This is a genomic window from Pseudomonas sp. S10E 269 (assembly GCF_002798465.1).
In the GTDB taxonomy this organism is placed as follows: Bacteria; Pseudomonadota; Gammaproteobacteria; order Pseudomonadales; family Pseudomonadaceae; genus Aquipseudomonas; species Aquipseudomonas pergaminensis.
Genome location: NZ_PHIJ01000001.1, coordinates 5,972,455 through 5,995,898 on the forward strand (window position 1 = coordinate 5,972,455; position 23,444 = coordinate 5,995,898).

Annotated in this window: 24 protein-coding genes; 15 read left to right on the forward strand and 9 right to left on the reverse strand. The window is 61.7% G+C overall.

The genetic code is table 11. The features are described 5' to 3' along the window. The first annotated feature begins 105 nt into the window (after positions 1–105). From CWC48_RS27665 to CWC48_RS27700, 8 genes are all read left to right on the forward strand, one after another. Positions 106–1,032, forward strand: a complete 927-nt coding sequence (locus CWC48_RS27665; protein ID WP_078048170.1) for a carbohydrate ABC transporter permease — start codon at positions 106–108, stop codon at positions 1,030–1,032. Between the two features lie 10 nt (positions 1,033–1,042). Continuing rightward, entirely contained in the window at positions 1,043–1,873 is an 831-nt protein-coding gene (locus tag CWC48_RS27670; protein ID WP_003173672.1) for a carbohydrate ABC transporter permease, read from the forward strand. Between the two features lie 38 nt (positions 1,874–1,911). Further along, positions 1,912–3,015, forward strand: a complete 1,104-nt coding sequence (locus CWC48_RS27675) for an ABC transporter ATP-binding protein (protein WP_078048169.1) — start codon at positions 1,912–1,914, stop codon at positions 3,013–3,015. Between the two features lie 16 nt (positions 3,016–3,031). Beyond that, positions 3,032–4,513, forward strand: a complete 1,482-nt coding sequence (locus CWC48_RS27680) for a mannitol dehydrogenase family protein (RefSeq protein WP_100490904.1) — start codon at positions 3,032–3,034, stop codon at positions 4,511–4,513. Between the two features lie 141 nt (positions 4,514–4,654). Further along, a complete protein-coding gene (gene xylB, locus CWC48_RS27685) occupies positions 4,655–6,136 on the forward strand; it encodes a xylulokinase (RefSeq protein ID WP_100490905.1) in 1,482 nt (493 codons plus the stop codon). A 13-nt stretch (positions 6,137–6,149) separates the two neighbouring features. Next, a complete protein-coding gene (locus tag CWC48_RS27690) occupies positions 6,150–7,088 on the forward strand; it encodes a carbohydrate kinase (RefSeq protein WP_099492699.1) in 939 nt (312 codons plus the stop codon). 87 nt (positions 7,089–7,175) lie between these two features. Further along, positions 7,176–7,445 (forward strand): DUF2790 domain-containing protein, encoded by a 270-nt coding sequence (locus CWC48_RS27695; RefSeq protein WP_092249050.1) that lies wholly within the window; start codon positions 7,176–7,178, stop codon positions 7,443–7,445. Between the two features lie 78 nt (positions 7,446–7,523). After that, complete coding sequence (locus tag CWC48_RS27700) at positions 7,524–7,922, forward strand: hypothetical protein (protein WP_078048164.1); 399 nt, start codon at positions 7,524–7,526, stop codon at positions 7,920–7,922. On the opposite strand, the gene CWC48_RS27705 is transcribed toward CWC48_RS27700, so the two are convergent. Both CWC48_RS27705 and ilvA read right to left on the reverse strand, forming a co-directional pair. Further along, a complete protein-coding gene (locus CWC48_RS27705; RefSeq protein ID WP_100490906.1) occupies positions 7,919–8,188 on the reverse strand; it encodes a DUF1652 domain-containing protein in 270 nt (89 codons plus the stop codon). The two genes, CWC48_RS27700 and CWC48_RS27705, sit on opposite strands and share 4 nt — an antisense overlap. Before the next feature lie 234 nt (positions 8,189–8,422). Further along, positions 8,423–9,445 (reverse strand): threonine ammonia-lyase, biosynthetic, encoded by a 1,023-nt coding sequence (gene ilvA, locus CWC48_RS27710; RefSeq protein WP_078048162.1) that lies wholly within the window; start codon positions 9,443–9,445, stop codon positions 8,423–8,425. Positions 9,446–9,718: 273 nt separating this feature from the next. Here ilvA and CWC48_RS27715 point away from each other — a divergent pair, with 273 nt between their 5' ends. After that, on the forward strand, positions 9,719–9,919 hold the full coding sequence (locus CWC48_RS27715; RefSeq protein WP_100490907.1) for a ParD-like family protein: 201 nt from the start codon (positions 9,719–9,721) through the stop codon (positions 9,917–9,919). After that, complete coding sequence (map, locus tag CWC48_RS27720; protein ID WP_078048161.1) at positions 9,919–10,674, forward strand: type I methionyl aminopeptidase; 756 nt, start codon at positions 9,919–9,921, stop codon at positions 10,672–10,674. Before CWC48_RS27715 ends, map begins: the two co-directional genes overlap by 1 nt. 52 nt (positions 10,675–10,726) lie before the next feature. Here map and CWC48_RS27725 read toward each other — a convergent pair whose 3' ends face one another. Both CWC48_RS27725 and CWC48_RS27730 read right to left on the reverse strand, forming a co-directional pair. Further along, positions 10,727–11,665 carry a magnesium transporter CorA family protein gene (locus CWC48_RS27725; protein WP_078048160.1) on the reverse strand — a complete coding sequence of 313 codons (939 nt, stop codon included), beginning with the start codon at positions 11,663–11,665 and terminating at the stop codon, positions 10,727–10,729. Positions 11,666–11,672: 7 nt separating this feature from the next. Continuing rightward, a complete protein-coding gene (locus CWC48_RS27730) occupies positions 11,673–13,259 on the reverse strand; it encodes a RimK family protein (RefSeq protein ID WP_100490908.1) in 1,587 nt (528 codons plus the stop codon). Between the two features lie 94 nt (positions 13,260–13,353). Here CWC48_RS27730 and CWC48_RS27735 point away from each other — a divergent pair, with 94 nt between their 5' ends. After that, on the forward strand, positions 13,354–14,454 hold the full coding sequence (locus CWC48_RS27735; protein WP_099492693.1) for a GNAT family N-acetyltransferase/peptidase C39 family protein: 1,101 nt from the start codon (positions 13,354–13,356) through the stop codon (positions 14,452–14,454). Here CWC48_RS27735 and sfnG read toward each other — a convergent pair. Continuing rightward, positions 14,438–15,523, reverse strand: a complete 1,086-nt coding sequence (sfnG, locus tag CWC48_RS27740; RefSeq protein WP_078048157.1) for a dimethylsulfone monooxygenase SfnG — start codon at positions 15,521–15,523, stop codon at positions 14,438–14,440. The two genes, CWC48_RS27735 and sfnG, sit on opposite strands and share 17 nt — an antisense overlap. A gap of 254 nt (positions 15,524–15,777) precedes the next feature. Here sfnG and CWC48_RS27745 point away from each other — a divergent pair, with 254 nt between their 5' ends. After that, a complete protein-coding gene (locus CWC48_RS27745) occupies positions 15,778–17,010 on the forward strand; it encodes an acyl-CoA dehydrogenase family protein (protein WP_100490909.1) in 1,233 nt (410 codons plus the stop codon). 769 nt (positions 17,011–17,779) lie between these two features. On the opposite strand, the gene CWC48_RS27750 is transcribed toward CWC48_RS27745, so the two are convergent. Both CWC48_RS27750 and CWC48_RS27755 read right to left on the reverse strand, forming a co-directional pair. Beyond that, positions 17,780–18,565, reverse strand: coding sequence for a sulfite exporter TauE/SafE family protein (locus CWC48_RS27750; RefSeq protein WP_100490910.1), 786 nt, complete (start codon positions 18,563–18,565; stop codon positions 17,780–17,782). 91 nt (positions 18,566–18,656) lie between these two features. Further along, the gene (locus CWC48_RS27755; RefSeq protein WP_100490911.1) at positions 18,657–19,427 is read right to left on the reverse strand and encodes a class I SAM-dependent methyltransferase; all 771 of its coding nucleotides are present in this window, start codon (positions 19,425–19,427) and stop codon (positions 18,657–18,659) included. Positions 19,428–19,567: 140 nt separating this feature from the next. Here CWC48_RS27755 and CWC48_RS27760 point away from each other — a divergent pair, with 140 nt between their 5' ends. The 3 genes from CWC48_RS27760 to CWC48_RS27770 are packed head-to-tail and all read left to right on the forward strand — an operon-like array spanning position 19,568 to position 21,321. Next, positions 19,568–20,089, forward strand: a complete 522-nt coding sequence (locus tag CWC48_RS27760; protein WP_078048153.1) for a DUF3455 domain-containing protein — start codon at positions 19,568–19,570, stop codon at positions 20,087–20,089. A 51-nt stretch (positions 20,090–20,140) separates the two neighbouring features. Continuing rightward, positions 20,141–20,656 carry a sigma-70 family RNA polymerase sigma factor gene (locus CWC48_RS27765; RefSeq protein ID WP_078048152.1) on the forward strand — a complete coding sequence of 172 codons (516 nt, stop codon included), beginning with the start codon at positions 20,141–20,143 and terminating at the stop codon, positions 20,654–20,656. After that, complete coding sequence (locus CWC48_RS27770) at positions 20,653–21,321, forward strand: anti-sigma factor domain-containing protein (RefSeq protein ID WP_078048151.1); 669 nt, start codon at positions 20,653–20,655, stop codon at positions 21,319–21,321. Before CWC48_RS27765 ends, CWC48_RS27770 begins: the two co-directional genes overlap by 4 nt. On the opposite strand, the gene CWC48_RS27775 is transcribed toward CWC48_RS27770, so the two are convergent. Both CWC48_RS27775 and CWC48_RS27780 read right to left on the reverse strand, forming a co-directional pair. Beyond that, positions 21,322–22,623: an ATP-binding protein gene (locus CWC48_RS27775; protein WP_078048150.1), complete on the reverse strand. Its 1,302-nt coding sequence runs from the start codon at positions 22,621–22,623 to the stop codon at positions 21,322–21,324. Between the two features lie 3 nt (positions 22,624–22,626). Next, positions 22,627–23,328 (reverse strand): response regulator transcription factor, encoded by a 702-nt coding sequence (locus CWC48_RS27780; protein WP_078048149.1) that lies wholly within the window; start codon positions 23,326–23,328, stop codon positions 22,627–22,629. Positions 23,329–23,444: the final 116 nt, after the last annotated feature.

Here is a 23,444-nt window from a genome sequence, read left to right on the forward strand (position 1 = left end):
AGTTGATGTATCCGTGACTGACGCACCGCATTCGCGAGCAAGCCCGCTCCCACACTGACCGCGCTTCGACTCTAGTTCTGCATGTACCTGACTGGTTCTGATCCTATGAATACCAACACTGCCCAAGTGCAAACCGCCGTGTCGGCCAAACCAGGCAAAAACCGCCTGGCCAACCCCGGCTGGTTCCTTGTCAGCCCCTCGGTCGCCTTGCTGCTGCTGTGGATGATCGTGCCGCTGGGCATGACCCTGTACTTTTCGCTGATCCGCTACAACCTGCTCTACCCCGGTGAAAACCAGTTCGTGGGGCTGGAGAACTTCACGTATTTCGTGACCGACTCGGGCTTCTTGCCCGGCGCCACCAATACCCTGTTGCTGGTGGGCAGCGTGCTGCTGATCAGCGTGGTGTTCGGCGTGTTGATCAGCGCCCTGCTTGAAGCCAGCGAGTTCTTCGGTCGCGGGCTGGTGCGGGTGTTGTTGATCTCGCCGTTCTTCATCATGCCCACCGTCGGTGCGCTGATCTGGAAGAACCTGATTTTCCACCCGGTGTCGGGGATCCTCGCCGCGGTGTGGAAGCTGTTCGGCGCCGAGCCGGTGGACTGGCTGGCGCACTATCCGTTGCTGTCGATCATCATCATTGTGTCGTGGCAGTGGCTGCCCTTCGCGATCCTGCTGCTGATGACCGCCATGCAGTCCCTCGACCAGGAACAAAAGGAAGCCGCGCGCCTGGACGGCGCCGGTGCCATCGCGATCTTCTGGCACCTGACCCTGCCCCACCTGGCCCGCCCGATTGCCGTGGTGGTGATGATCGAGACGATCTTCCTGCTCTCGGTGTTTGCCGAAATCTTCACCACCACCAACGGTGGCCCCGGTTACGCGTCCACCAACCTCGCCTACCTGATCTACAACCAGGCGCTGGTGCAGTTCGACGTGGGCATGGCTTCGGCTGGCGGCTTGATTGCCGTGGTCATCGCCAATATCGCGGCGATCATCCTGGTGCGGATGATCGGCAAAAACCTGACTGACAAGCCTTGAGGGCCGCGCCATGACGCTTCAACAATCCCGCCGCCTGCAAAGCCTGTTGCTCGGCACCCTGGCCTGGGCCATCGCGATCCTGATCTTCTTCCCGATCTTCTGGATGGTGCTGACCAGCTTCAAGACCGAAATCGACGCGTTCGCCACGCCGCCGCAGTTCATCTTCACGCCGACGCTGGAGAACTACCTGCACATCAACGAGCGCAGCAACTACTTCAGTTATGCGTGGAACTCGGTGCTGATCTCCTTCAGCGCCACCGCCCTGTGCCTGCTGATCTCGGTGCCAGCCGCCTACTCCATGGCGTTCTACGAAACCCAGCGCACCAAGGGCACGCTGCTGTGGATGCTGTCCACCAAGATGCTGCCGCCGGTGGGCGTGTTGATGCCGATCTACCTGTTGGCCAAGAGCTTTGGCCTGCTGGATACGCGCATTGCGCTGATCATCATCTACACCCTGATCAACCTGCCGATTGTGGTCTGGATGGTGTACACCTACTTCAAGGACATCCCCAAGGACATCCTCGAAGCCGCGCGCCTGGACGGTGCCACGCTGTGGCAGGAAATGGTCCGCGTGCTGCTGCCGATCGCCAAGGGTGGCCTGGCCTCTACCGTGTTGCTGTCGCTGATCCTGTGCTGGAACGAGGCGTTCTGGTCGCTGAACCTCACCTCGTCCGCCGCCGCGCCATTGACGGCGCTGATCGCCTCCTACTCCAGCCCCGAAGGGTTGTTCTGGGCCAAATTGTCTGCCGTCTCGACCCTGGCCTGCGCGCCGATCCTGATCTTTGGCTGGATCAGCCAGAAACAGCTGGTGCGCGGTTTGTCCTTCGGCGCCGTGAAATAACGGCCTTTTAATAAAAATTCAACGCGGAGGCCCATCCCATGGCCAACCTGAAAATCAAGAATCTGCAAAAAGGCTTCGAAGGCTTCTCGATCATCAAGGGCATCGACCTGGAAGTGAACGACAAGGAATTCGTGGTGTTCGTCGGGCCGTCGGGCTGCGGTAAATCCACGCTGCTACGCCTGATCGCCGGCCTGGAAGAAGTCACCGAAGGCACCATCGAACTGGACGGTCGCGACATCACCGAAGTGACCCCGGCCAAGCGTGACCTGGCAATGGTGTTCCAGACCTACGCGCTGTACCCGCACATGAGCGTGCGCAAGAACATGTCGTTTGCCCTGGACCTGGCCGGTGTCGATAAAAAGCTGGTGGAAAGCAAGGTCAGCGAAGCGGCGCGCATCCTCGAGCTGGGCCCGCTGCTGGAGCGCAAGCCCAAGCAACTGTCTGGCGGCCAGCGTCAGCGTGTGGCCATCGGCCGTGCGATTGTGCGCAACCCGAAGATCTTCCTGTTCGACGAACCACTGTCCAACCTCGACGCCGCCCTGCGCGTGCAAATGCGCCTGGAGCTGGCGCGCCTGCATAAAGAGCTGCAAGCGACCATGATCTACGTAACCCACGACCAGGTTGAAGCCATGACCCTGGCCGACAAGGTCGTGGTGCTCAACAGTGGCCGTATCGAGCAGGTCGGCTCGCCGCTGGAGCTGTATCACCAGCCGGCCAACCTGTTTGTGGCGGGTTTCCTGGGCACGCCGAAGATGGGTTTCCTCAAGGGCAAGGTCACCCGTGTTGAAAGCCAAGGCTGCGAAGTGCAGTTGGACGCTGGCACGTTGATCAACCTGCCGCTGAGTGGCGCCACCTTGAGCGTGGGCAGTGCAGTGACCCTGGGCATTCGTCCGGAACATCTGGAAATTGCTTCCCCGGGCCAAACCACCCTGACCGTCACCGCCGACGTCGGCGAGCGCCTGGGCAGCGACACTTTCTGCCACGTCATCACCGCCAACGGCGAGCCGTTGACCATGCGGATTCGCGGCGACATGGCCAGCCAGTATGGCGAGACGCTGCACCTGCACCTGGACCCGGCGCACTGCCACCTGTTCGACACCGACGGTGTAGCCGTGGCCCGCCCACTGCGCGCCGCCGCTTGATTTCGCGAGAGTCGTGATGAAACTGAATAAGCAGAACCTCACCCAGTTGGCACCGCACGTGAAACTGCCGGCCTACGCCATTGCCAACACCACCCAGGGCATCGCCCATATTGGTGTCGGCGGTTTCCATCGCGCGCACCAGGCGTATTACACCGATGCGTTGATGAATACCGGCGAAGGCCTGGACTGGAGCATCTGCGGCGTCGGCCTGCGGGCCGAGGACCGCAAGGCCCGTGACGACCTGGCCGGCCAGGACTACCTGTTCACCCTGTATGAACTGGGCGATACCGACGACACCGAAGTGCGCGTGATCGGCTCGATCAGTGACATGCTGCTGGCCGAAGACGGCGCACAGGCGCTGATCGATAAACTCGCCAACCCGGCGATCCGTATCGTCTCGCTGACCATCACCGAAGGCGGCTACTGCATCGATGACAGCAACGGCGAGTTCATGGCCCACCTGCCGCAGATCCAGCACGACTTGGCGCATCCGAGCGCACCGAAAACCGTGTTCGGTTTTATCTGCGCCGCGCTGACCAAACGCCGTGCTGCCGGCACCCCGGCATTTACCGTGATGTCCTGCGATAACCTGCCGCATAACGGCGCCGTGACGCGCAAGGCCCTGCTGGCCTTCGCCGCCCTGCACAATGCCGAGCTGCATGACTGGATCAAGGCCAACGTCAGCTTCCCGAATGCCATGGTCGACCGCATCACACCGATGACCAGCACCGCCCACCGCCTGCAACTGCACGACGATCACGGCATCGACGACGCCTGGCCGGTGGTCTGTGAACCCTTTGTGCAATGGGTGCTGGAAGACAAGTTCGTCAACGGTCGCCCAGCCTGGGAAAAGGTCGGCGTGCAGTTCACCGATGACGTCACGCCCTATGAAGAAATGAAGATCGGCCTGCTCAACGGCAGCCACCTGGCGCTGACCTACCTGGGCTTTCTCAAGGGTTATCGGTTTGTGCACGAAACCATGAATGACCCGGTGTTCGTGGCCTACATGCGCACCTACATGGACCTGGACGTCACGCCAAACCTGGCGCCGGTGCCGGGCATCGATTTGACCGAGTACAAGCAGACCCTGGTGGACCGCTTCTCCAACCAGGCGATTGCCGATCAGTTGGAGCGCGTGTGCTCGGATGGCTCGTCGAAGTTTCCCAAGTTCACCGTGCCGACCATCAATCGCCTGATTGCCGATGGCCGCGAGACCGAGCGTGCGGCGTTGGTAGTCGCGGCGTGGGCGTTGTACCTCAAGGGTGTGGACGAGAATGGCGTGAGCTACAAGATTCCCGATCCGCGTGCAGAGTTTTGCCAGGGGCTGGTGAGTGATGAGGCGTTGATCAGCAAACGGCTGCTGGGGGTGGAAGAGATTTTTGGGACGGCTACTCCCAATTCGCCTGAGTTTGTGGCAGCGTTCGAGCGGTGCTATGCAAGCCTGCGTGACAATGGAGTCACCGCAACCCTGCAGAACCTCCTGAAGAAACCGAATTAACACTGTGGGAGCGGGCTTGCTCGCGAATGCGGTCTGTCAGAGACAAATGTATCGACTGAAACACCGCATTCGCGAGCAAGCCCGCTCCCACTTTTTGATCGGGTTAACACTCCAAAAAATAAGACTGCTGAGCACCCCATCATGACCCAGCAAAACCTGTTTCTCGGCATCGACTGCGGCACCCAAGGTACCAAGGCTATCGTCCTCGACGCCTCCAGCGGCAAGGTACTTGGCCTCGGCGCGGCTGCGCACACCTTGATCAGCGGCGCCAATGGGCGGCGCGAGCAGCACACCCAAGAGTGGCTGGACGCCTTTACCGAAGCCACCCACCGCGCCCTGCAACAGGCCGGCGTGGACGGCCAGGATATCCTCGGTATTGGCGTGTCCGGTCAACAACACGGCCTGGTGCTGCTCGATGACCAGGGCCAGGTGCTGCGTCCGGCCAAACTGTGGTGCGACACCGAAACAGCCCCCGAGAACGACCGCCTGCTGGCGTACCTGGGCGGCGAGAGTGGCTCGCTGGAGCGCCTGGGCGTCGCCATTGCACCGGGCTACACCGTGTCGAAACTGCTGTGGACCCGCGAGCAGCACCCGGACATCTTCGCGCGCATCGCGCATATCCTGCTGCCCCACGATTACCTCAACTATTGGCTCACCGGTCGCGCCGTCGCCGAGTATGGCGATGCGTCGGGCACCGGCTACTTCAACGTGCGCAGCCGTGAGTGGGATGTGGCGCTGCTCCAGCACATCGACCCGAGCGGTCGCCTGGAACGGGCCTTGCCGTCATTGATCGAGGCCGATCAGGCAGTCGGCACGATCCTGCCCGCCATCGCTGAACGCCTGGGCATCAACCCCAACGCCATCGTCTCCAGCGGCGGCGGCGACAACATGATGGGCGCCATCGGCACCGGCAATATTGCCCCCGGTGTGATCACCATGAGCCTGGGCTCGTCGGGCACCGTGTATGCGTTTGCCGACCAACCCAACGTCAGCCCGCAGGCCTCGGTGGCCACCTTCTGTTCATCCAGCGGCGGCTGGCTGCCTTTGATCTGCACCATGAACCTGACCAACGCCACTGGGGTGATCCGCGAGCTGTTCGACCTGGACCTGGCCGCGTTCAACGCCCTGGTCGAGCAAGCGCCCATCGGCGCCGACGGCGTGAGCATGCTGCCGTTCCTCAACGGCGAGCGCGTGCCCGCCCTGCCCCACGCCACCGGCAGCCTGCACGGCCTGACCATGACCAACCTGACTCGCGCCAACCTGTGCCGCGCGGTCGTCGAAGGCACCACCTTTGGCCTGCGCTACGGCCTCGACCTGCTGCGCCAGACCGGCCTGCGAAGCCAAAGCATCCGCCTGATCGGCGGCGGTTCGAAAAGCCCGGTCTGGCGGCAGATGGTGGCCGATATCATGAACACCGAAGTGATTTGCACCGAACAAAGCGAAGCCGCAGCCCTGGGCGCGGCGATCCAGGCGGCCTGGAGCCAGTCCGGCGAACCCCTGGCCAGCCTGTGCGACAAATGCGTGAGCGTCGACCCGGCCAGCCGTACGCTGCCGGTGGCGTCCAGCGTCAGCGCCTATCAACAGGCTTACGAGCGCTATCAACAGCACGTGGCAACCCTTTAAAGAGCGAACGACTATGTATCTGGTGTGTGGTGAAGCGCTGTTTGATTTTTTCAGCGAGGAGGATGCCAGCGGGCAGGCGTCCAAGGTCAATTACAAGGCGATTGCCGGCGGCTCGCCGTTCAACGTCGCCGTAGGCTTGCGCCGCCTGGGCATCGAGGCCGGATTGTTCGGCGGGGTGTCCACCGACTTCCTTGGCCGTCGCTTGTTGCAGGTGCTCAAGGATGAAGGCGTGAGCGAGCAGTTCCTGGTGGAGTTCGCCGCACCGACCACCCTGTCGATGGTCGCCGTGGGTGCCGATGGCTCACCGCAGTACAACTTCCGAGGCGAAGGCTGCGCCGACCGCCTGCTGGAAGTCGCCCACCTGCCCGCGCTGGGGGCTGACATTCGCGGCCTGCATATCGGCTCGTTTTCCCTGGTGGTGCAGCCGATTGGCGACACCCTGCTGAACCTGGTGAAGCGCGAAAGCGGCAAACGCCTGATCAGCCTCGACCCCAACGTGCGCCTCAACCCGCAGCCGGATATCCAGCTGTGGCGCGACCGCGTGGCGGAACTGGTCAAGCATGCCGACCTGATCAAGGTCAGCGACGAAGACCTGCACCTGCTCTACCCTGACCAGTCGCCGGAAAGCGTGCTGCAGGGCTGGCTGCAACACCGTTGCCAACTGGTATTCCTGACCCGTGGCGGCGACGGTGCCAGTGTGTTCAGCCGTCAGCACGGCAACTGGTCGCAACCGGCAGTCAAGGTGGTGATGGCCGACACGGTGGGGGCCGGCGACACCTTCCAGGCCGCGCTGATTGCCTGGCTGACCGAGCAGCAGCTTGACTCGGTAGAGGGCCTGCAACAGCTCACGCGGGCACAGATCGACGCCATGCTGGGCTTTGCCATTCGCGCCGCAGCGTTGACCTGCGGCAAGACCGGGCCGGACCTGCCGCATCGCCACCAGCTTGGATGAAGCTTTTGTCAGCCAGGCAAACATTAATCGATGGTTAATCCCGCAAGCCGAGAGTGAAGTTGTACCCACTTGTTGCGGAGAAACACCATGAAACTGCGCACGTTGATGCTCGGTGCCACCCTTGCACTGGCGGCTGCGTCTGGCCTGGCCCAGGCCGACGATCAAACAGCCGCCGTCAAACCCGTGCCTTACCACTACGGCCTGCCGATGAATATCGACAAGGTGCTGGCCATGAACGAAACCCCGACCGATGAGTGCAAGGTCATCAAGGCGGATATCAAGTTCCTGGATAAAGCAGGCAAGGTGGAAGACGTGAGCTACCGGAAAATGTCCGAAGCCTGCGACTTCCAGAACTGAGGCGTTGAAACAATAGAGCCAGGCCCGCACAAATAGGCGTACGCTTGCGGGCTTGTCATAAGGCTGAAAGGATTCGCCATGCTCTTGAATTTCCGTACCCTCGCCACCTTCACCGCCCTGCTGTGCTTCGCCCTCGCACTGGTCTGGGGCCTGCGTCCCGACCTGCTGCTGTGGTTGTGGAGCGTGGAGTATTCCAACGCCACCGGGATGGTGTCGCGCCGCAACGCCGCGCTCTTCCTGGGTATCGGCATCATGTTCTACCGCGCCCGTCACGCGCCCCCTTCGGACACGCGCCGCGCCCTGACCACCGGGTTTATCACCGGGTGCCTGGTGCTGGCGGTATTGGGGTTTGGTGAGTGGATCAATGGCAATGCGGGGCCAGGCATCCTGCTGGCGGTGGCAACAGAAACCGTATTGGGCCTGGCGTTTATCCAGGCCCACAGGTCTTCTGTCCCTCACACTCAAGCGTCAAGCTAATAGAGGCTGCGCCCTCCCGCTCGTTGCAGGGCGGGTGTATGGGTGTGCTTGAGGTCTTCGCGCAACGCGGCGATCAGGTTGCAAATCGCTCGACTGCTGTCGAGTTTGTCCGCGTTGATACCTTTGACTTCCAAATCCACCCGGTCACGGTCGCGGTCGTCATAGACCTTGATCGTCAGCGAGGCATCTTCGGCTTTGGTGCATTCGCACCGTTTAGGCAGGAAACTTCCTTCAATGATGCTGCGAAGCTCTAGTTCCGAAAGCATGGTCAACCTCTCCTTTTCTGAGACTGCCAACAGAGTGTTATGAACCTGGCAGGCGCGTGCCCGCCACGTCTCGCCGACCCTGGCAGACGCTTGTAACTCCCAAGCCTACTCGGCAAAAATGGCCCTCGTTGTAACCTTTCCTCATAAGCACTGTGCGTTGTTATAGAGATTGAACAGTGTCGATGTAATCATCGTCGAACCGCTGCGATTAATCGTTTAACCCTGGGCTTCAAGTTAAACGGCGCCCTGTGCAGCCACCCTTTCAGCAACATGTCGCAAACTATCGAAGTTGATGTTTGCCCCGGAGTTGATCGCCACCAGGGTATGCCCGCGGAATTGATGACGGGCCACGTAGTGGCGGATGCCCGCTACCGCCAACGCACCGGAAGGCTCGGTGATGGAACGCGTGTCGTCGTAGATCAACTTGATGGCGCTGCAGAGTTCGTCGTTGCTGACGGTGATGACTTCATCCACCCAGTCGCGGCAGATCTCGAAGCCATACGCGCCGACCTGCGCCACCGCCGTGCCGTCGGCAAACCCATCGACGCTGGGCAGCACCACCCGTTCACCGGCCCGCAGTGCCGCCAACAGGCAGCTGGAACCTTCGGGCTCGACGCCAATGATGCGCACCTCGGGCCGCAGGTATTTGACGTAGGCGGCGACGCCGGCGATCAGGCCACCACCGCCCACCGGCACGAAGATCGCGTCCAGCGGCCCTTGCTGCTGGCGCAGGATCTCCATGGCGACGGTGCCTTGGCCGGCAATCACGTCCGGGTCATCAAAGGGCGAAACGAAGGTGCACCCGGACGACTCGGCCAACTGCAGCGCGTGGGCCAGGGCAAACGGGAAGCTCGCGCCGTGCAGCACCGCGTGCGCGCCGCGTGAACGCACGCCCAGCACCTTGAGTTCCGGGGTGCTGGCGGGCATTACAATGCGCGCCTCGATCCCCAGTTCCCGTGCCGCCAGGGCCACACCCTGGGCGTGGTTACCCGCCGACGCGGTCACCACGCCACGGGCTTTTTGCTCAGCCGTAAGCTGCACCAGCTTGTTGTAGGCGCCGCGAATCTTGAAGGAAAAGGTCGGTTGCAGGTCTTCGCGCTTGAGCAACACCTGGTTGCCCAGCAGTGCCGACAGGGCCGGGGCCGCCTGCAACGGCGTGCGCACCGCCAGGTCGTATACCGGGGCGGCAAGAATCTTCTTCACGTAATGTTCAAGCAGTCCCGGGTCGGCGGTGTGAGGCGCGGTGCAGGTGCTCATGGGTGTCTCCTGGCTTTTTGTCAAAAACCCTGGAGACGGAAAAACGAAACCCGCCTCTAGGGCGGGTTTGGGTACAGCCGTGCGCTATCCCGCCAAATGAGGAATGGCGGTAATAATGCTTGGCTGGCTGCGAAAGGCTTGAAACGTCATGTGACGAAACTAACCGGCGGCCTGCGGGCAAGTCAATGGCCAAGCGCCATTTGGCGGCCAGGGGTTTACTATCGATATACGAAACATATACGCTTTGTATATTGCTACCACACAGTGAACACCATGGGCATCGTCAAGATCACCGACCAACTGCACGAACAACTGCGCCTGGCCAGCGCCGCGATGGACCGTTCCATCAACGCCCAGGCCGAATTCTGGATCAAGATCGGGCTGCTCGCCGAACTCAATCCGCACCTGCCCTACAACGAGCTGATCAACAAAATGTTGCTGGACAAGCCCGACCTGATCCGGGGGCGCAGTTGATGATCAAGACTGCCGCACAACTGGCGGTGATGCGTGAATCCGGACGCCTGCTGGCCCAGGTTTTCACCCTGCTCGACGGTTTTGTCGCCGCCGGCCGCTCCACCCTCGAGCTGGACGCCGCCGTCGAAGCCTTCATCCGCAACGACCTCAAGGCCCGCCCCGCCAGCCTGGGCCAATACGACTACCCCTTCTCCATCAACACCTCGATCAACGAGGTGGTGTGCCACGGCATGCCCAGCGCCAAGGACATCCTCAAGGACGGCGACATCATCAACATCGACATCACCTTGGAAAAAGGCGGCTACATCGCCGATTCCAGCAAGATGTACATGATCGGCACCGTCGCCCCCAAGGCCCGGCGCCTGGTGGAGATGACTTTCGAAGCGATGTGGGCCGGCATCCGCCAGGTCAAGCCGGGTGCGCGCCTGGGTGATATCGGCCACGCTATCCAGAGCCATGCGCAAGCCAACGGCTACAGCGTGGTGCGCGAGTATTGCGGCCACGGCATTGGCCGACAGATGCATGAAGAGCCACAGGTCTTGCACTTTGGCCGTCCCGGCACCGGGTTGGAACTGCGTGAAGGCATGGTGTTTACCGTGGAGCCGATGCTCAACCAAGGCAGCTCGAAAGTACGCAGCCTCAAGGATGGCTGGACGGTGGTGACCAAGGACAACAGCCTGTCGGCGCAGTGGGAACATACCGTGGCGGTGACGGCGGATGGGTTCGAGGTCTTGACCTTGCAACCCGGCGCCTGAACGACACAACCCCTGTAGGAGCCGGCTTGCCGGCTGCTACAAGGACCGGTGTTCACACCACATTGGCGCCGCCCGCTATTCGCTTGAGCCCCACCACCATCAACCCCGCCCCAAGCCCCATCGCCAGCAGGAACAACGGATACGACACCCACCACGGCGTCCCCGCCGTCATCATGCTGAACTCCGACATGCCACCAATGCTCGCAATCAAGTTCAGCGGCAGGAACACCACGTTGATCAACGTCAGCTTGCGCAACAGGTTGTTCATGCTGTTGTTCATCAGGTTGCCACGCGCATCGATCAACCCGGAAAACACGTTGGAATAGATCTCCGCCTGCTTGTAGCACTGGTGGTTCTCGATGATCAGGTCATCGATCAGGCCAAGCGTCTCTGCGCTGAAATGCTCCTTCTCGGCATGGTTGCGCAACCGCGACAGCACCGCGCCGTTGCTGTGCAGCGCGTTGATGTAATAGATCAGGCTTTCGCTGAGGCTGAACATCTGCATCAGGTGGTGGTTGCTCATGGACGCATTGAACTGTTGCTGCAACTCCCGCGCGACCAGCTTGATCACTTTGAGGTGGCCCAGGTAGTGATGGATGTTGTTGAGCAGCAGGTCGAGCAGTACGTCCAGCGGCGTGTGCAGCGGGCGGCGCTGACCCAGGCCGGTCAGCGGGGTTTCGTCGGTGGCGATCACCAGCAGGCGGCTGGGCGAAAACAGCAGGCCGCAGGACGACACCTCGAACACCAGGTTGCCGCCTCCGGAGTAGTTCTCCGGGCGTTTCCAGATCAGGAACAGATTGTCGGGGTGAAACTCGATACGCGAAACTTCATCAGGGTCCAGCGCCGAAGCCAGGGCGTGTTCGTCCAGCTTGTGGTGGTCACGCAGCCACTCGCGCTCGGCCAGGTCAGGGTTGTTGAACAACAGGATCGGGGCCTCGTCATGTTCCCCGCTGCGCAGCTTGCCATCGGCCAGTTCAAAGCGCTGGATCATCGCCGGCTCACCAGACCTGGCCCTGGCGCTTCAACTCCAGGCGCCGCACGAACTCTTCCAGCACCAAGCCGTAGAGGTCGTCCTGCAAATAGGCGTCCTCGATGCCCGCGTCCAGGTTGGGGTTGTCGTTGACCTCGATGACCACCACCTTGTCGCCGGACTGCTTGAGGTCGACGCCGTAGAGGCCATCACCGATCAGGTTGGCGGTCTTCACGGCCAGCTCTACCACGGCCTTGGGTGCTTCGTGGACCGCAAGGGTGCGGCACTCGCCGTTGATGTCCTGGCCGATGGCCTTGTGGTTGTAGATCTGCCAATGGCCCTTGGACATAAAGTACTGGCAAGCAAAGATCGGCTTGCGGTTGAGTACGCCGATACGCCAGTCGTACTCGGTGTAGAAGAATTCCTGCGCCAGCAGCAACACCGAATGCTCGAACAACTCGGCAGTCGCCTTGAGCAAGGCTTCCTGGCTTTCCACCTTGATCACCCCACGGGAAAAGCAACCGTCGGGGATCTTCAGCACCAGCGGGAACCCCAGGCGCTCGCCGACCCGCTCGAAGTCTTCCGGTCGCTCCTTGTACAGGATCTCGGTGGCGGGCATGCCCAGTTGATGGCTGTTGAGCAGGTCGGTGAGGTACACCTTATTGGTACAGCGCAGGATCGACGCCGGGTCGTCCATCACCACCAGGCCTTCGCTTTCGGCTTTCTTGGCGAAGCGATAAGTGTGGTTGTCGACGCTGGTGGTCTCGCGGATCAGCAAGGCGTCGTATTCGGCCAGGCGCGAATAGTCCTTGCGCTCGATCAACTCCACATCGATGCCCAGGCCTTTGCCCACGCGGATGAAGTTCTCCAACGCCTTGGCATTCGACGGCGGCAATTGTTCCTGGGGATCGTGCAGGATGGCCAGGTCGTAACGGGCCAGGCGCCGTGAACGTGGCTGGCGCCAGATCTTGCGGCTGAAGTTGTCGAGGGCGTGGGCGAATTGATCTTCCTGGTCATCGCGCAACTTGTGCAACACACCCGACTTGACCCCTTCGATATGCCAGCCGTTATTCTTTTTAAAATCAACTAACAGGATGGGGCACGGGAACGCCTCAAACAATTGACGGGCCAGATCCTGCAATGGTTCTATATTGGTCCGGCCAAAGTAAAGTGTCAGGGTAAAGCCTTCGGTATTGCTGTACAGATGATGACTCAGAGCTTTATCAAGGGTCTTGTCCAGGTCGTCCAACGCGAGGCCGTACAGCGACTTCCTGGTCAGTTCGCTGATGGTGCGCACCGACGGAATCACCTTGTGCCCACGGGCTTCGGCGAGCAGCGAGCAGTAATAACCGTGCCCCAGGTACTTGTAGCTGCGGCACAGGTTGATCACCTGGACACGCTTGCCGGTCTCGTTTTCCCGGGTCTGTTCCAGGTACTCCTGGGCGGTGACGATGTCTTCGCTGGGGAAGTAGGAGGCCCAATCTTCCTTGCGCTCGACAATGATCACTACTTGACTGGCTCCTTTGAGGGGGGCGGGAAAATAACCTTTATTAGTTATTGTCGCCGCGAGTGTTTGCTCGGATACTTCACGCCAATGACCTTGTACCGCCGACATAATATTTGATCCGCTTTAGAGAACTCGACCTTTTCTATTAAGCACGATCTTTTAGAGAAGTCCCGTTTCGTTACGCAACTTTTACGGCGGTCATATGGCTCTTTGCTTTCGCGTTGCAACCCCCTGCGATGTGCCCGAATTGGTGGCACTGGAACAACACTGTTTCACCACCGACCGGCTGTCTACGCGCAGTTTCCAGTGGATGATCAGCCGCGCCCACGGCCACTTGCTGGTGGCGGAAAATGACGGGCAGTTGCTTGGCTACGCACTGGTGCTGTTCCACCGGGGCACCTCGCTGGCGCGCCTGTACTCCATCGCCATCGCCGCGCACGCACGCGGCCTGGGGCTGGGCAAACAGTTGCTCGCCCGCATCGAAGCCATTGCCGTGGACCACGACTGCGCCTACCTGCGCCTGGAAGTGCGCACCGATAACCCCGGCGCCCTTGCCTTGTATGAGCGCAATGGCTACCGGCGCTTCGCCCTCATCAACGACTACTACGAAGACCACACCGCCGCCCTGCGCCTGGAGAAACGCATCGTCCAGCATCAGGATGCGCGCCCGCAAAGCGTGCCGTATTACCAACAGACCACCGACTTCACCTGTGGCGCCGCCTGCCTGCTGATGGCCATGGGCGCGCTGGTGCCTGCGCGCGTGGCGCAACGGCGTGAAGAGCTGCAGATCTGGCGCGAAGCGACCACCGTGTTCATGACGGCCGGCCATGGCGGCTGCAGCCCCCAAGGGCTGGCGCTCGCGGCCTGGCGCCGGGGCTTCGCGGTGCGCATGCAGGTGAATGTGCGCGGGCCGCTGTTTCTGGACGGTGTGCGTGATGCACATAAAAAGGACGTCATGCGCCTGGTACACGAGGCGTTCGAAGAGGAATTGGCCGGCAGTGGTGTCGAGCAAGTGTTCGGCGGCGCGTTGGACTTGCCTCAGGTACTGCGCGACGGCGGCCAGCCGCTGGTATTGATCAGCAGCTACCGCCTCACACGCTCCAAGTCACCGCACTGGGTGATGGTCACCGATTGCGACGAAGACTTCGTCTACCTTCACGACCCGGACGTGGACCATAGCCAGCACCGCCAACCCCTGGACTGCCAGCATTTGCCGGTCAGCCATGGGGAGTTCGAGCGCATGTGCCGGTTTGGCAACAACAAACTGCGCGCGGCGGTGGTGGTCTTCAAGCCACCTGCTTGATCGCGGCCTTGGCTTCCAGTTCGCGCACCAGCGGCAACACGCGTTTGCCGAAGTATTCGACTTCTTCCTGGAAGTGCAGGAAACCCGCGAGCACCAGGTCCACCCCCACCGCCTTCAGCGCGACAATGCGCTCGGCGATCTGCTGCGGTGTGCCGATCAAGTTGGTCTTGAAGCCATCGTTGTACTGCACCAGGTCTTCAAAGCTGGACTTGGCCCAGTTGCCCTCGCCTTCCGGTGAGGCCTTGCCGGCCTGCTTGGCCGCATCACCAAAGGCATTCACGGCTTCCGGGTCGGCCTTGTCGATGATCTCTGCCAACACGGCGCGGGCTTCTTCCTCGGTGTCGCGGGCGATCACGAAAGCGTTGACGCCGACCTTGACCGAATGGTTATTGGCCGCCGCCTTGGCGCGAATATCATCGACCTGGGCCTTGATGCCTTCCGGGGTGTTGCCGTTGGTGAAGTACCAGTCCGACACCCGTGCGGCCATGTCCCGTGCCGCCCGTGAACTGCCGCCCTGGAACACTTCCGGCTGGCCCAGAGGCTTGGGCTTGAGGGTGTAATGGTTGAAACGGTAGAAATCGCCCTTGAAGGTGAAGTCGTCCTGGGTCCAGATGCCTTTGAGGGCGCGGATGAATTCTTCGGAACGGCGATAGCGCTCGTCATGCTCCAGCCAATGTTCGCCGATGGCCTGGAATTCGCCCTTGAACCAGCCGCTGACGATGTTCACCGCGATACGGCCGTTGGTGAGCTGGTCGATGGTCGCCAGTTGCTTGGCTGCGAGCGCCGGTTGCCACGGGCCAGGCAGTATCGCAGCGATCACCTTGAGGGTAGTGGTCGCCGCCAGCAGCGCATGGCTGAACGCCACGGACTCATGCTGGTTTTCGGCGCCGTAGCCGGCGGTGAAGCGGATCTGGGTGAGGCCGTATTCAAAGCCCGCGGCTTCGGCCAGTTGCGCCAGTTTGCGGTTGTAGTCGATGCCCCAGTGGGTGCGTTGCTCGATCTTGCTGACCACCAGCCCACCGCTGACGTTGGGCACCCAATAGGCAAATTTCACGGCTTGCTGACTCATCGAACAGTACCTCGCACAAAGGGATGTACCTAGCGCATGAGCAGCAAGCGTGCCAGGCCCGAGAAACGCCCGTGCCAGGGGCGCAGGAAGGAAGGCCGGGTGCCGACGCCGATGTCGCAGACTGTGCTGGTTTGTCGATCAGCTGTTGCCAGGGCAACAGTAGCTGGCGACTTTGCCCCGCAAATACGGGCGCCGACACCCGGCACGGACTGTGCAATCTACCCTGTATTGATCACTGCCCAGGAACCTTGCCCATGACCGAACACCACGTTATCAACCCGCTGTCCACCGGCGTCGACTACCCGACCCTGGCCGCACGCTTCCGGCCGATTTTCCAGCGCATCGCAGAAGGCGCCGTAGAGCGTGAACACACCCGCACCCTGCCCGACGCACCGATCCAGTGGCTGAAAGAGGCTGGCTTTGGCGCGGTGCGCGTACCGGTGGAATACGGCGGTGGCGGCGCCTCCCTGCCGCAGTTGTTCGAGCTGCTGATCGAACTGGCCGAAGCCGACTCCAACGTGCCCCAGGCCCTGCGTGGGCACTTTGCCTTTGCCGAAGACCGCCTGAATGCACCGCCCAGCGCCGGCCGCGACCTGTGGTTCAAGCGTTTCGTGGCCGGCGATATCGTCGGCTGCGCCTGGACCGAAATCGGCAATGTGGCCATCGGCGACGTGGTCACCCAGGTCAGCCCCGACGGCGACCGCTGGAAGCTCAACGGCGAAAAGTTCTACAGCACCGGCAGTATATTCGCCGACTGGATCGACGTGTACGCCCAACGCAGCGACACCGGCGCGGACGTGATCGCCGCCACCCGCGCCCGCCAGCCTGGGGTGGTGCACAGCGACGACTGGGACGGCTTTGGTCAGCGCACTACGGGCAGCGGCACGTCGCGCTTTACCGATGCGGTGGTAGAGGCGGACAACGTCATCGACTTTTCTACCCGGTTCAAATACCAGACCGCGTTTTACCAGTTGGTGCTGCTGGCCAGCCTGGCCGGTATCGGCCGCGCGGCGCTGCGTGACGTGGCGCATCAGGTGCGCAGCCGCAAGCGTATCTACAGCCATGGCAATGCGGCCCATGTCAGCCAGGATTCGCAGATTCAACAGGTGGTGGGCGAAGTGGCTGCCCTGGTGTACGCCGCCGAGGCCAGCGCACTGAAAGCGACACTGCCGGCGCAACGGGCCTATGTGGCGCGGTTTGGTGGGGATGAGGAGGTGGAGCGTGAGGCCAACGTGGCGGCTGAGATTGAGTCGGCTAAGGCGCAGGTGGTGGTGTCGGAGTTGATCCAGCGTGCGACCAGTGAGTTGTTTAATGCATTGGGGGCTTCGGATGTGCGTCAGGGTAAGGCGCTGGATCGGCATTGGCGTAATGCACGGACGGTGTCGTCACATAATCCGGTGATTTACAAGGCGCGGATTGTGGGGGATTGGGTGGTGAATGGGGTGGAGCCACCGTTTGTTTGGCAGATTGGGAATGGGCGGGGTTGAGCCTGGGTTTTGAGGGTATATCCGTTGCTGCGGTAACGGCTGCTATGGGTTCCGCCCTTACGGCGGGTCACTTTGGAAAAGCCCCAAAGTAACCAAAGGGCTCTTGCCCCAACACTCGGCACCTCGCCTAGGCTCGGTGTGCCCGTAATCCGACAGGTATTTGGGGGGCCGCCGCCACGCGCCATCCATGGCGCGGGGCGGCTAAACCGGCATCCCTGCCGGTTTACCCCCCAAATCCCTGCCGAATTCCGGCCAGCGTGTTTGACGGGGCGCCTAAGATCAAAATCAAAAGCAAAAGCACAGCGGCCTGACAGCCGGCTTGAGTGGTGTAGAGCAAAGGCAAACGCAGACCACTGTAGGAGCCGGCTTGCCGGCGATGGCCTTCAACGATGACGCGGGGGAACCAGACAAAACGCGGCGGTCTCACGTTCTTCGCCGGCAAGCCGGCTCCTACAAGACCGCGTATCCACGATGCGAAGCGAGTCGCTCTTGATCTTGATCTGAGGCGCCCCGTCAAACACGCTGGCCGAACGCAGGCTTTGGAGCGTGGGTAACCCGGCAGGACGCCGGGTTAGCCGCGCTGGGCCAAGGATGGCCCATGGCGGCGGCCCACGCTCCAAAGCCGGAGTGAGGGCACACCGAGCCTAAGCGAGGTGCCGAGTGTTGGGGCAAGAGCCTTTTGGTTACTTTTGGGCTCTTTTCAAAAGTGACCCGCCGTAAGGGCGGAACCAATACCAGCCATCACCCAAACAACGGATATGCCCCCAAATCAAAACGCCAGCTTATAACCAATGGCCATCAACATAACCGCCAAACAAGGCCGCAACACCCCATCTGGCAGCTTGCCAGTCATATGACTGCCAAGGTAGATCCCCGGCAACGACCCCATCAACAAAAACCCCAACAAATGCCAGTCCATGTTCCCCATGCTGGCATGCCCCAGCCCCGCCACCAGGGTCAGAGGCACAGCATGCGCAATCTCAGTCCCCACCAACCGCCGCGTAGCCAGGAACGGATACAAAATAAACAACGCCACCGTCCCCAACGCCCCCGCGCCAATGGACGTCAGGGCCACCATGGTTCCGAGGATCGCCCCTGTCACCACCGTCAGCGCATTCAGATTGCGCGGGCTCATGTGATAGTCATCACCCGCATGCCGCTGGGCAAACGCCAACAGGCTTTTCTTGAACAGAATCGCCAAGGCCGTCAGCAGCAACACCACACCGAGCGCCTGCTTGATCACCGCGTTCATGGCACTGGGGTCGGTATGCAAGCTGGCCAGGAACCAAAGGGTCAGCAACACCGCCGGCACGCTGCCCAAGGTCAACCAGCCAGTGATGGTCCAGTCGATATTCTTGTTCTTGCTGTGCACCAGCACACCACCGGACTTGGTGATGGCCGCGTACAACAAGTCGGTGCCCACCGCCGTGGCAGGGTTGATGCCGAACCACAGCAGGATCGGGGTCATCAACGAGCCCCCACCCACACCGGTCATGCCCACGATAAAACCGACGATCAGGCCAGCAACCACAAACCCAACATTACCCACATCCATTACAGCTACCTGCGGCCTTATAAATTTCTGGCCGCAGGATAGCGATTTTTCTTATAACGACTTATATCAATATGATCTGACTTTATGCCTTTTAGCTCAGTCGATGACAGACGTACGCTTGGGTTTGATACGGAAAGGCCACGGTGTCGCGCCCCTTCAGTGAAGGATGCGTGTCGATCAGCGCCTGCAATTGCGCGGTCACCACAGACTTGGACGCCTCCGGCAGCGCGGCAATAAAGCTCACGGAGAGAAAGCGATCCATGATCACCTCCTGAGGGCTGCCCACATGGCTGTAGGGAAAACAGGTCACTTCGGGCTCGGAAAAGTACTCGCCGGTGAAGGCTTCACGCCAACGCCCGGTATGAAAACGCGGGGTATCGCCCTCGTAGGGGGTGATGATGTCGGTGATGGCCGCGACCCAATCCACCGATTCATCCCGCACGTTCCACACCAGGCCAAGGCGGCCTTGGGGCTTGAGCACGCGGTGGATCTCCGCCAGGGCCGCCTCGGTGGAAAACCAATGGAATGCCTGGGCGCACACCACCGCGTCTGCGCTGGCGGAGGGCAATGGGATGGACTCAGCAGTGCCATTGACCAGGCGCACATCGGGCAGCAGTTTGGTCAACTGCGCGCCCATGGCCGCCACGGGCTCGACGGCAGTCAAAGTCGGTGCCAGGGTGCTGAGCAAACGGGTGAACTTGCCGGTGCCGGCGCCCAGGTCGATCACGCTTGACTGGGCATCGATGCGCAATGTCTCGGCCAGCCAGCCTGTGAGTTGCCTAGGATAGTCCGGCCGGCCTTGGGCGTAGGTGACGGCCTGGGTAGAGAAACCTTGTTGAGCAGACGTGTGTACACCAGTCATTGCCAATCTCTCCTCGGGTAAAGCGGGGGGGCACAGTGTGCGCCCTCCCGACTTTTTTTTCTAATCGCTGCATCCAATCGTGCGTGCCGTGGGTAGTCCTTTCAGTCACCCCGCTGTTTTACTGAAATGGAGAAGTACCCATGAACGCTAAAGCACTGTTCTGCCTCACCGCCCTGCTCGCTGCGGCACCGGCCGCCTTTGCCCAGACCGGCTTGCCCGACAGCATCAAGGTGCCGGACGGCCACAAGGTCGCGCTGGAAACCACCGGCGTCGGCGAAATCACCTATGAGTGCCGTGACAAGGCCAACGCCGCCGGCCAGACCGAGTGGACCTTTGTCGGACCCAAGGCGGTATTGAATGACCGCAGCGGCAAGCAAGTGGGCACCTACTTCGGCCCACCGGCTACGTGGCAGGCCAAGGACGGTTCAAAAATCACCGGCACCCAGTTGGCCGTGGCCCCCTCGGGCGCGGGCAACTTGCCGTATCAATTGGTCAAGGCCAACCCCGCTGAAGGCAACGGCGCGATGAGCGGCGTGAGTTACATCCAGCGCGTGGCCCTCAAGGGCGGCGTGGCGCCGAGCAGCGAGTGCACCGCAGCCAACAAAGGCAAGCAGGAAGTGGTGAAGTACCAGGCGGATTACATTTTCTGGGCGGCCAACTGAGTAAAGTCGTCTACGCTGCCCCCCATGCCGATCATTGGGGGGTAGCCATCCGTGTTTGATTACGAAGCCTGTCTGCAGGCTTGCGCCCGTGGCGATCAACGCGCCTTGCGCCAGTTGTATGAGCAGGAAAGCAGCCATCTGCTCGGCGTGGTGTTGCGCATCGCCAGGGACAAATCCCTGGCCGAAGACATCGTGCATGATGCGTTTATCAAGATCTGGCGAGGCGCCGGCAGTTTTGACCCCAGTCGCGGCTCGGCCCGTGGCTGGGTGTTCAGCGTGGCCCGCCACCTGGCGCTCAACGTGGTGCGTAACCATTACCGCGAAGTGCCTTTGGGCGACGAACACGAGCAAGTCGCCGCAACCGAAACCTTTGAATTCAGCGCGCGCTCGGGACAGGTCCACACCTGCCTGGAGCAACTCGACCCGACCCGTCGCACGTGCATCCTGCATGCCTATGTCGACGGTTATTCCCACAGTGAAATCGCCCAGAAACTCGACACCCCGTTGGGGACCGTCAAGGCCTGGATCAAACGTAGCCTCGCCGCGCTGCGGGAGTGCATGGCATGAACGACCCACTGGACGAACTGGCCAGCGAATACGTGCTGGGCACCTTGCCCGGCGAACAACGCGCCGACGTCGAACAACGCCTCAAGCACGATGCCGAACTACGCGCTGCGGTGGACGCCTGGGAGCAACGCCTGTTGCCGCTGACCGCCTTGGCGGAACCCGTACCGCCCTCCTCTGAGCTGTGGCGGCGTATCGAACGTAACATCGCCAGTGCTCGCACGCACTGGTGGGACCTGCTGGCCGTGTGGCGCGGCCTGGCAGGTGCGGGGCTTTTGACCACGCTGGTACTGGCCGGGTTGCTACTGACCCGCCCGCCCACTGCCGCCCCAAGCTTCGTGGTCGTGCTGGTCGCGCCGCAAAGCCAGGCACCGGGCTGGGTGATCCAGGCCAGTAATGATCAGCAGATTCAGCTGATCCCGTTGGGCGTGATGGAAGTGCCATCCGACAAGACCCTGCAGTTCTGGACCAAGGGCGACGGCTGGCAAGGCCCGGTGTCCCTGGGCCTGGTCAAGCCGGGCCAGACGCTGTCGGTGCCGCTGGACAAGCTACCGCCGCTGACACAAAACCAACTGTTCGAGCTGACCCTGGAAGACCCACGTGGCTCGCCGACCGGCAAGCCCACCGGGCCGATCCAGGCCATCGGCCGCGCCGTCAAGGTGCTTTGATCAGGCGACGCTGGGCAACCACACGCGGAACCGCGCGCCGCCCAAGGGCGAGGCCAACGCCGTCAAGGTGCCGCCCTGGGCTTCCAGGGCGCGCCGGCTGATGGCCAGCCCCAGGCCGAAACCGCCGGTGGCGCGGTCGCGGCTGCGGTCCAGGCGGTAGAACGGCTCGAAGATACGTTCGCGCTGGTCCAGCGGAATGCCAATGCCGTCATCGTCCACCCAGATTTCACAGCCCTTGGCACACACCTTCACGCCGACCTGGATGCGCTTGTCGCAGTAGCGCGTGGCATTGCGCAGCAGGTTCTGCAAGGCACGGGCGGTGAGGCGCGGGTCGAGGCTGAAGCGCTCCACGGCGCAATCGAGCGCTACGTCGATGACGATCTCGGGGTTTTCCAATTCGTCATCGACACTGCCGAGCACGCTGTCGATAAACTCGTCGAGCATCACCTCGACCCGCTCGGGCAATTGCGCCGGGTTTTGCAGGCGGCTATAGGACAGCAACTCCAGCACCAGCTCATCCAGCTCACGAATATGCGCCACCAGGCTTTGCAGGCGCTCGCGGCTGGCTTCGGGCAAGTCTTCGGAGAGCGCCAGGGCCAGGCCAAAATCCAGGCGAGTGAGCGGCGTGCGCAGTTCGTGGGAGACGGCATTGAGCAGGTCGCGCTGCTGATTGAGCAGGTGTTCGATGTCGTCGGCCATGGTGTCGAACACCGAGGCCAGGCTGCCGATGCTGGAGCTGGCCGGAATGCGTGTGCGCTCGGCCAGGTTGCCCTGGCCCAGTTGCCCGGCGGTGCTTTTCAGGCGTTCCAGGTCACGCCAGTGCGGGCGCAGCCACACCAGCAGGCAGGCCAGCAGCGCGGCGACGATCAGCACGTTGATCGCCCAGTACAGCACGTTCATGTCCATCGGATCGGGCGGCACCGTCAGCTTGACCACGAATTGCTCGTTGATCGGCGAACTGATTTCCTCCATCCAGCCCCACTCTCCCAGGCGCACCACCGGCTTGCCCTGCTCCAGCAGCTGTTCTTCCATGGGGGTGTAGCTGGCGTCCTGGCGCAGCAGCAATTGCACTTTCAGCGGTGCGAAGTCACGGCCCAGTTGCTCGGTCACCTGTGACCAGCGTTCCACCGGCGCGCGCAGGTATTGCTTGACGATCAGCTTCTGCTGGCCGCGTGTCTGCTCGATGTTGTAGTCCATGTAGCGGTGTTCGAACAGCTGGATCACCAACGAGGGGATCAGGTAGATCGCCGCACTGTAGGTGACGATGGTGATCAGGTAGAGGCGCAGCAAGACACGAAACATGGGTCAGCATTCCCACTCGGAACGGCTAAACAAGTAGCCCTTGCCCCACACGGTCTTGATCTTGCGCGCTTCACCGGCGTTGTCGTCGAACTTGCGGCGCAGCTTGGAGATGGCCACGTCCACCGAACGGTCGGTGCCATTGAACTCGATACCCCGCAGGCGTTGCAGGATCTGGTCGCGGCTGAGCACTTCGCCAGCATGCCGGGCCAGCACCACCAGCAGGTTGTATTCGCCGCTGGACAGCTCCACCGCCTGCTCGCGCCAGGCCACGGTGCGTTCCGACAAGTCGATGCACAGGTTGCCCATGATGATCTGGTCGTTCGCCACCTGGGGCTCGGACAGGCTGCTGCGGCGCAACAGCGTACGCACACGGGCGAGCAGCACGCGCGGCTCGCAGGGTTTGGTCACGTAGTCGTCGGCGCCCATCTCTAGGCCCAGTACCTGGTCGTGACTGTCGTCGCGGGCGGTGAGCATCAGGATCGGCAGCCCTGCCGAGTCGGCACGCAGCAGGCGGCAGACTTGCAGGCCGTCAAGGCCTGGCAGCATCAGGTCGAGGATCACCAGGTCCGGCGGGTTCAGACGCGCGCGTTCACGGACGTGGTCGCCACGGCTGAGCACGCTGACGTGGTAGCCATTGCGCTCCAGGTAGCTGGCAATCAGCTCGGAGAGTGCGGCGTCGTCTTCCACCAGGAGGATGTTGGGCATGGTGTTTCCAAATAAGCAGTGATGGGCGGTACACAAATCCAATGTGGGCGCTGCTTGTGTGGGAGCTGGCTTGCCTGCGATACAGACACTGCGGTCTATCAGGTAGACCGAGGTGA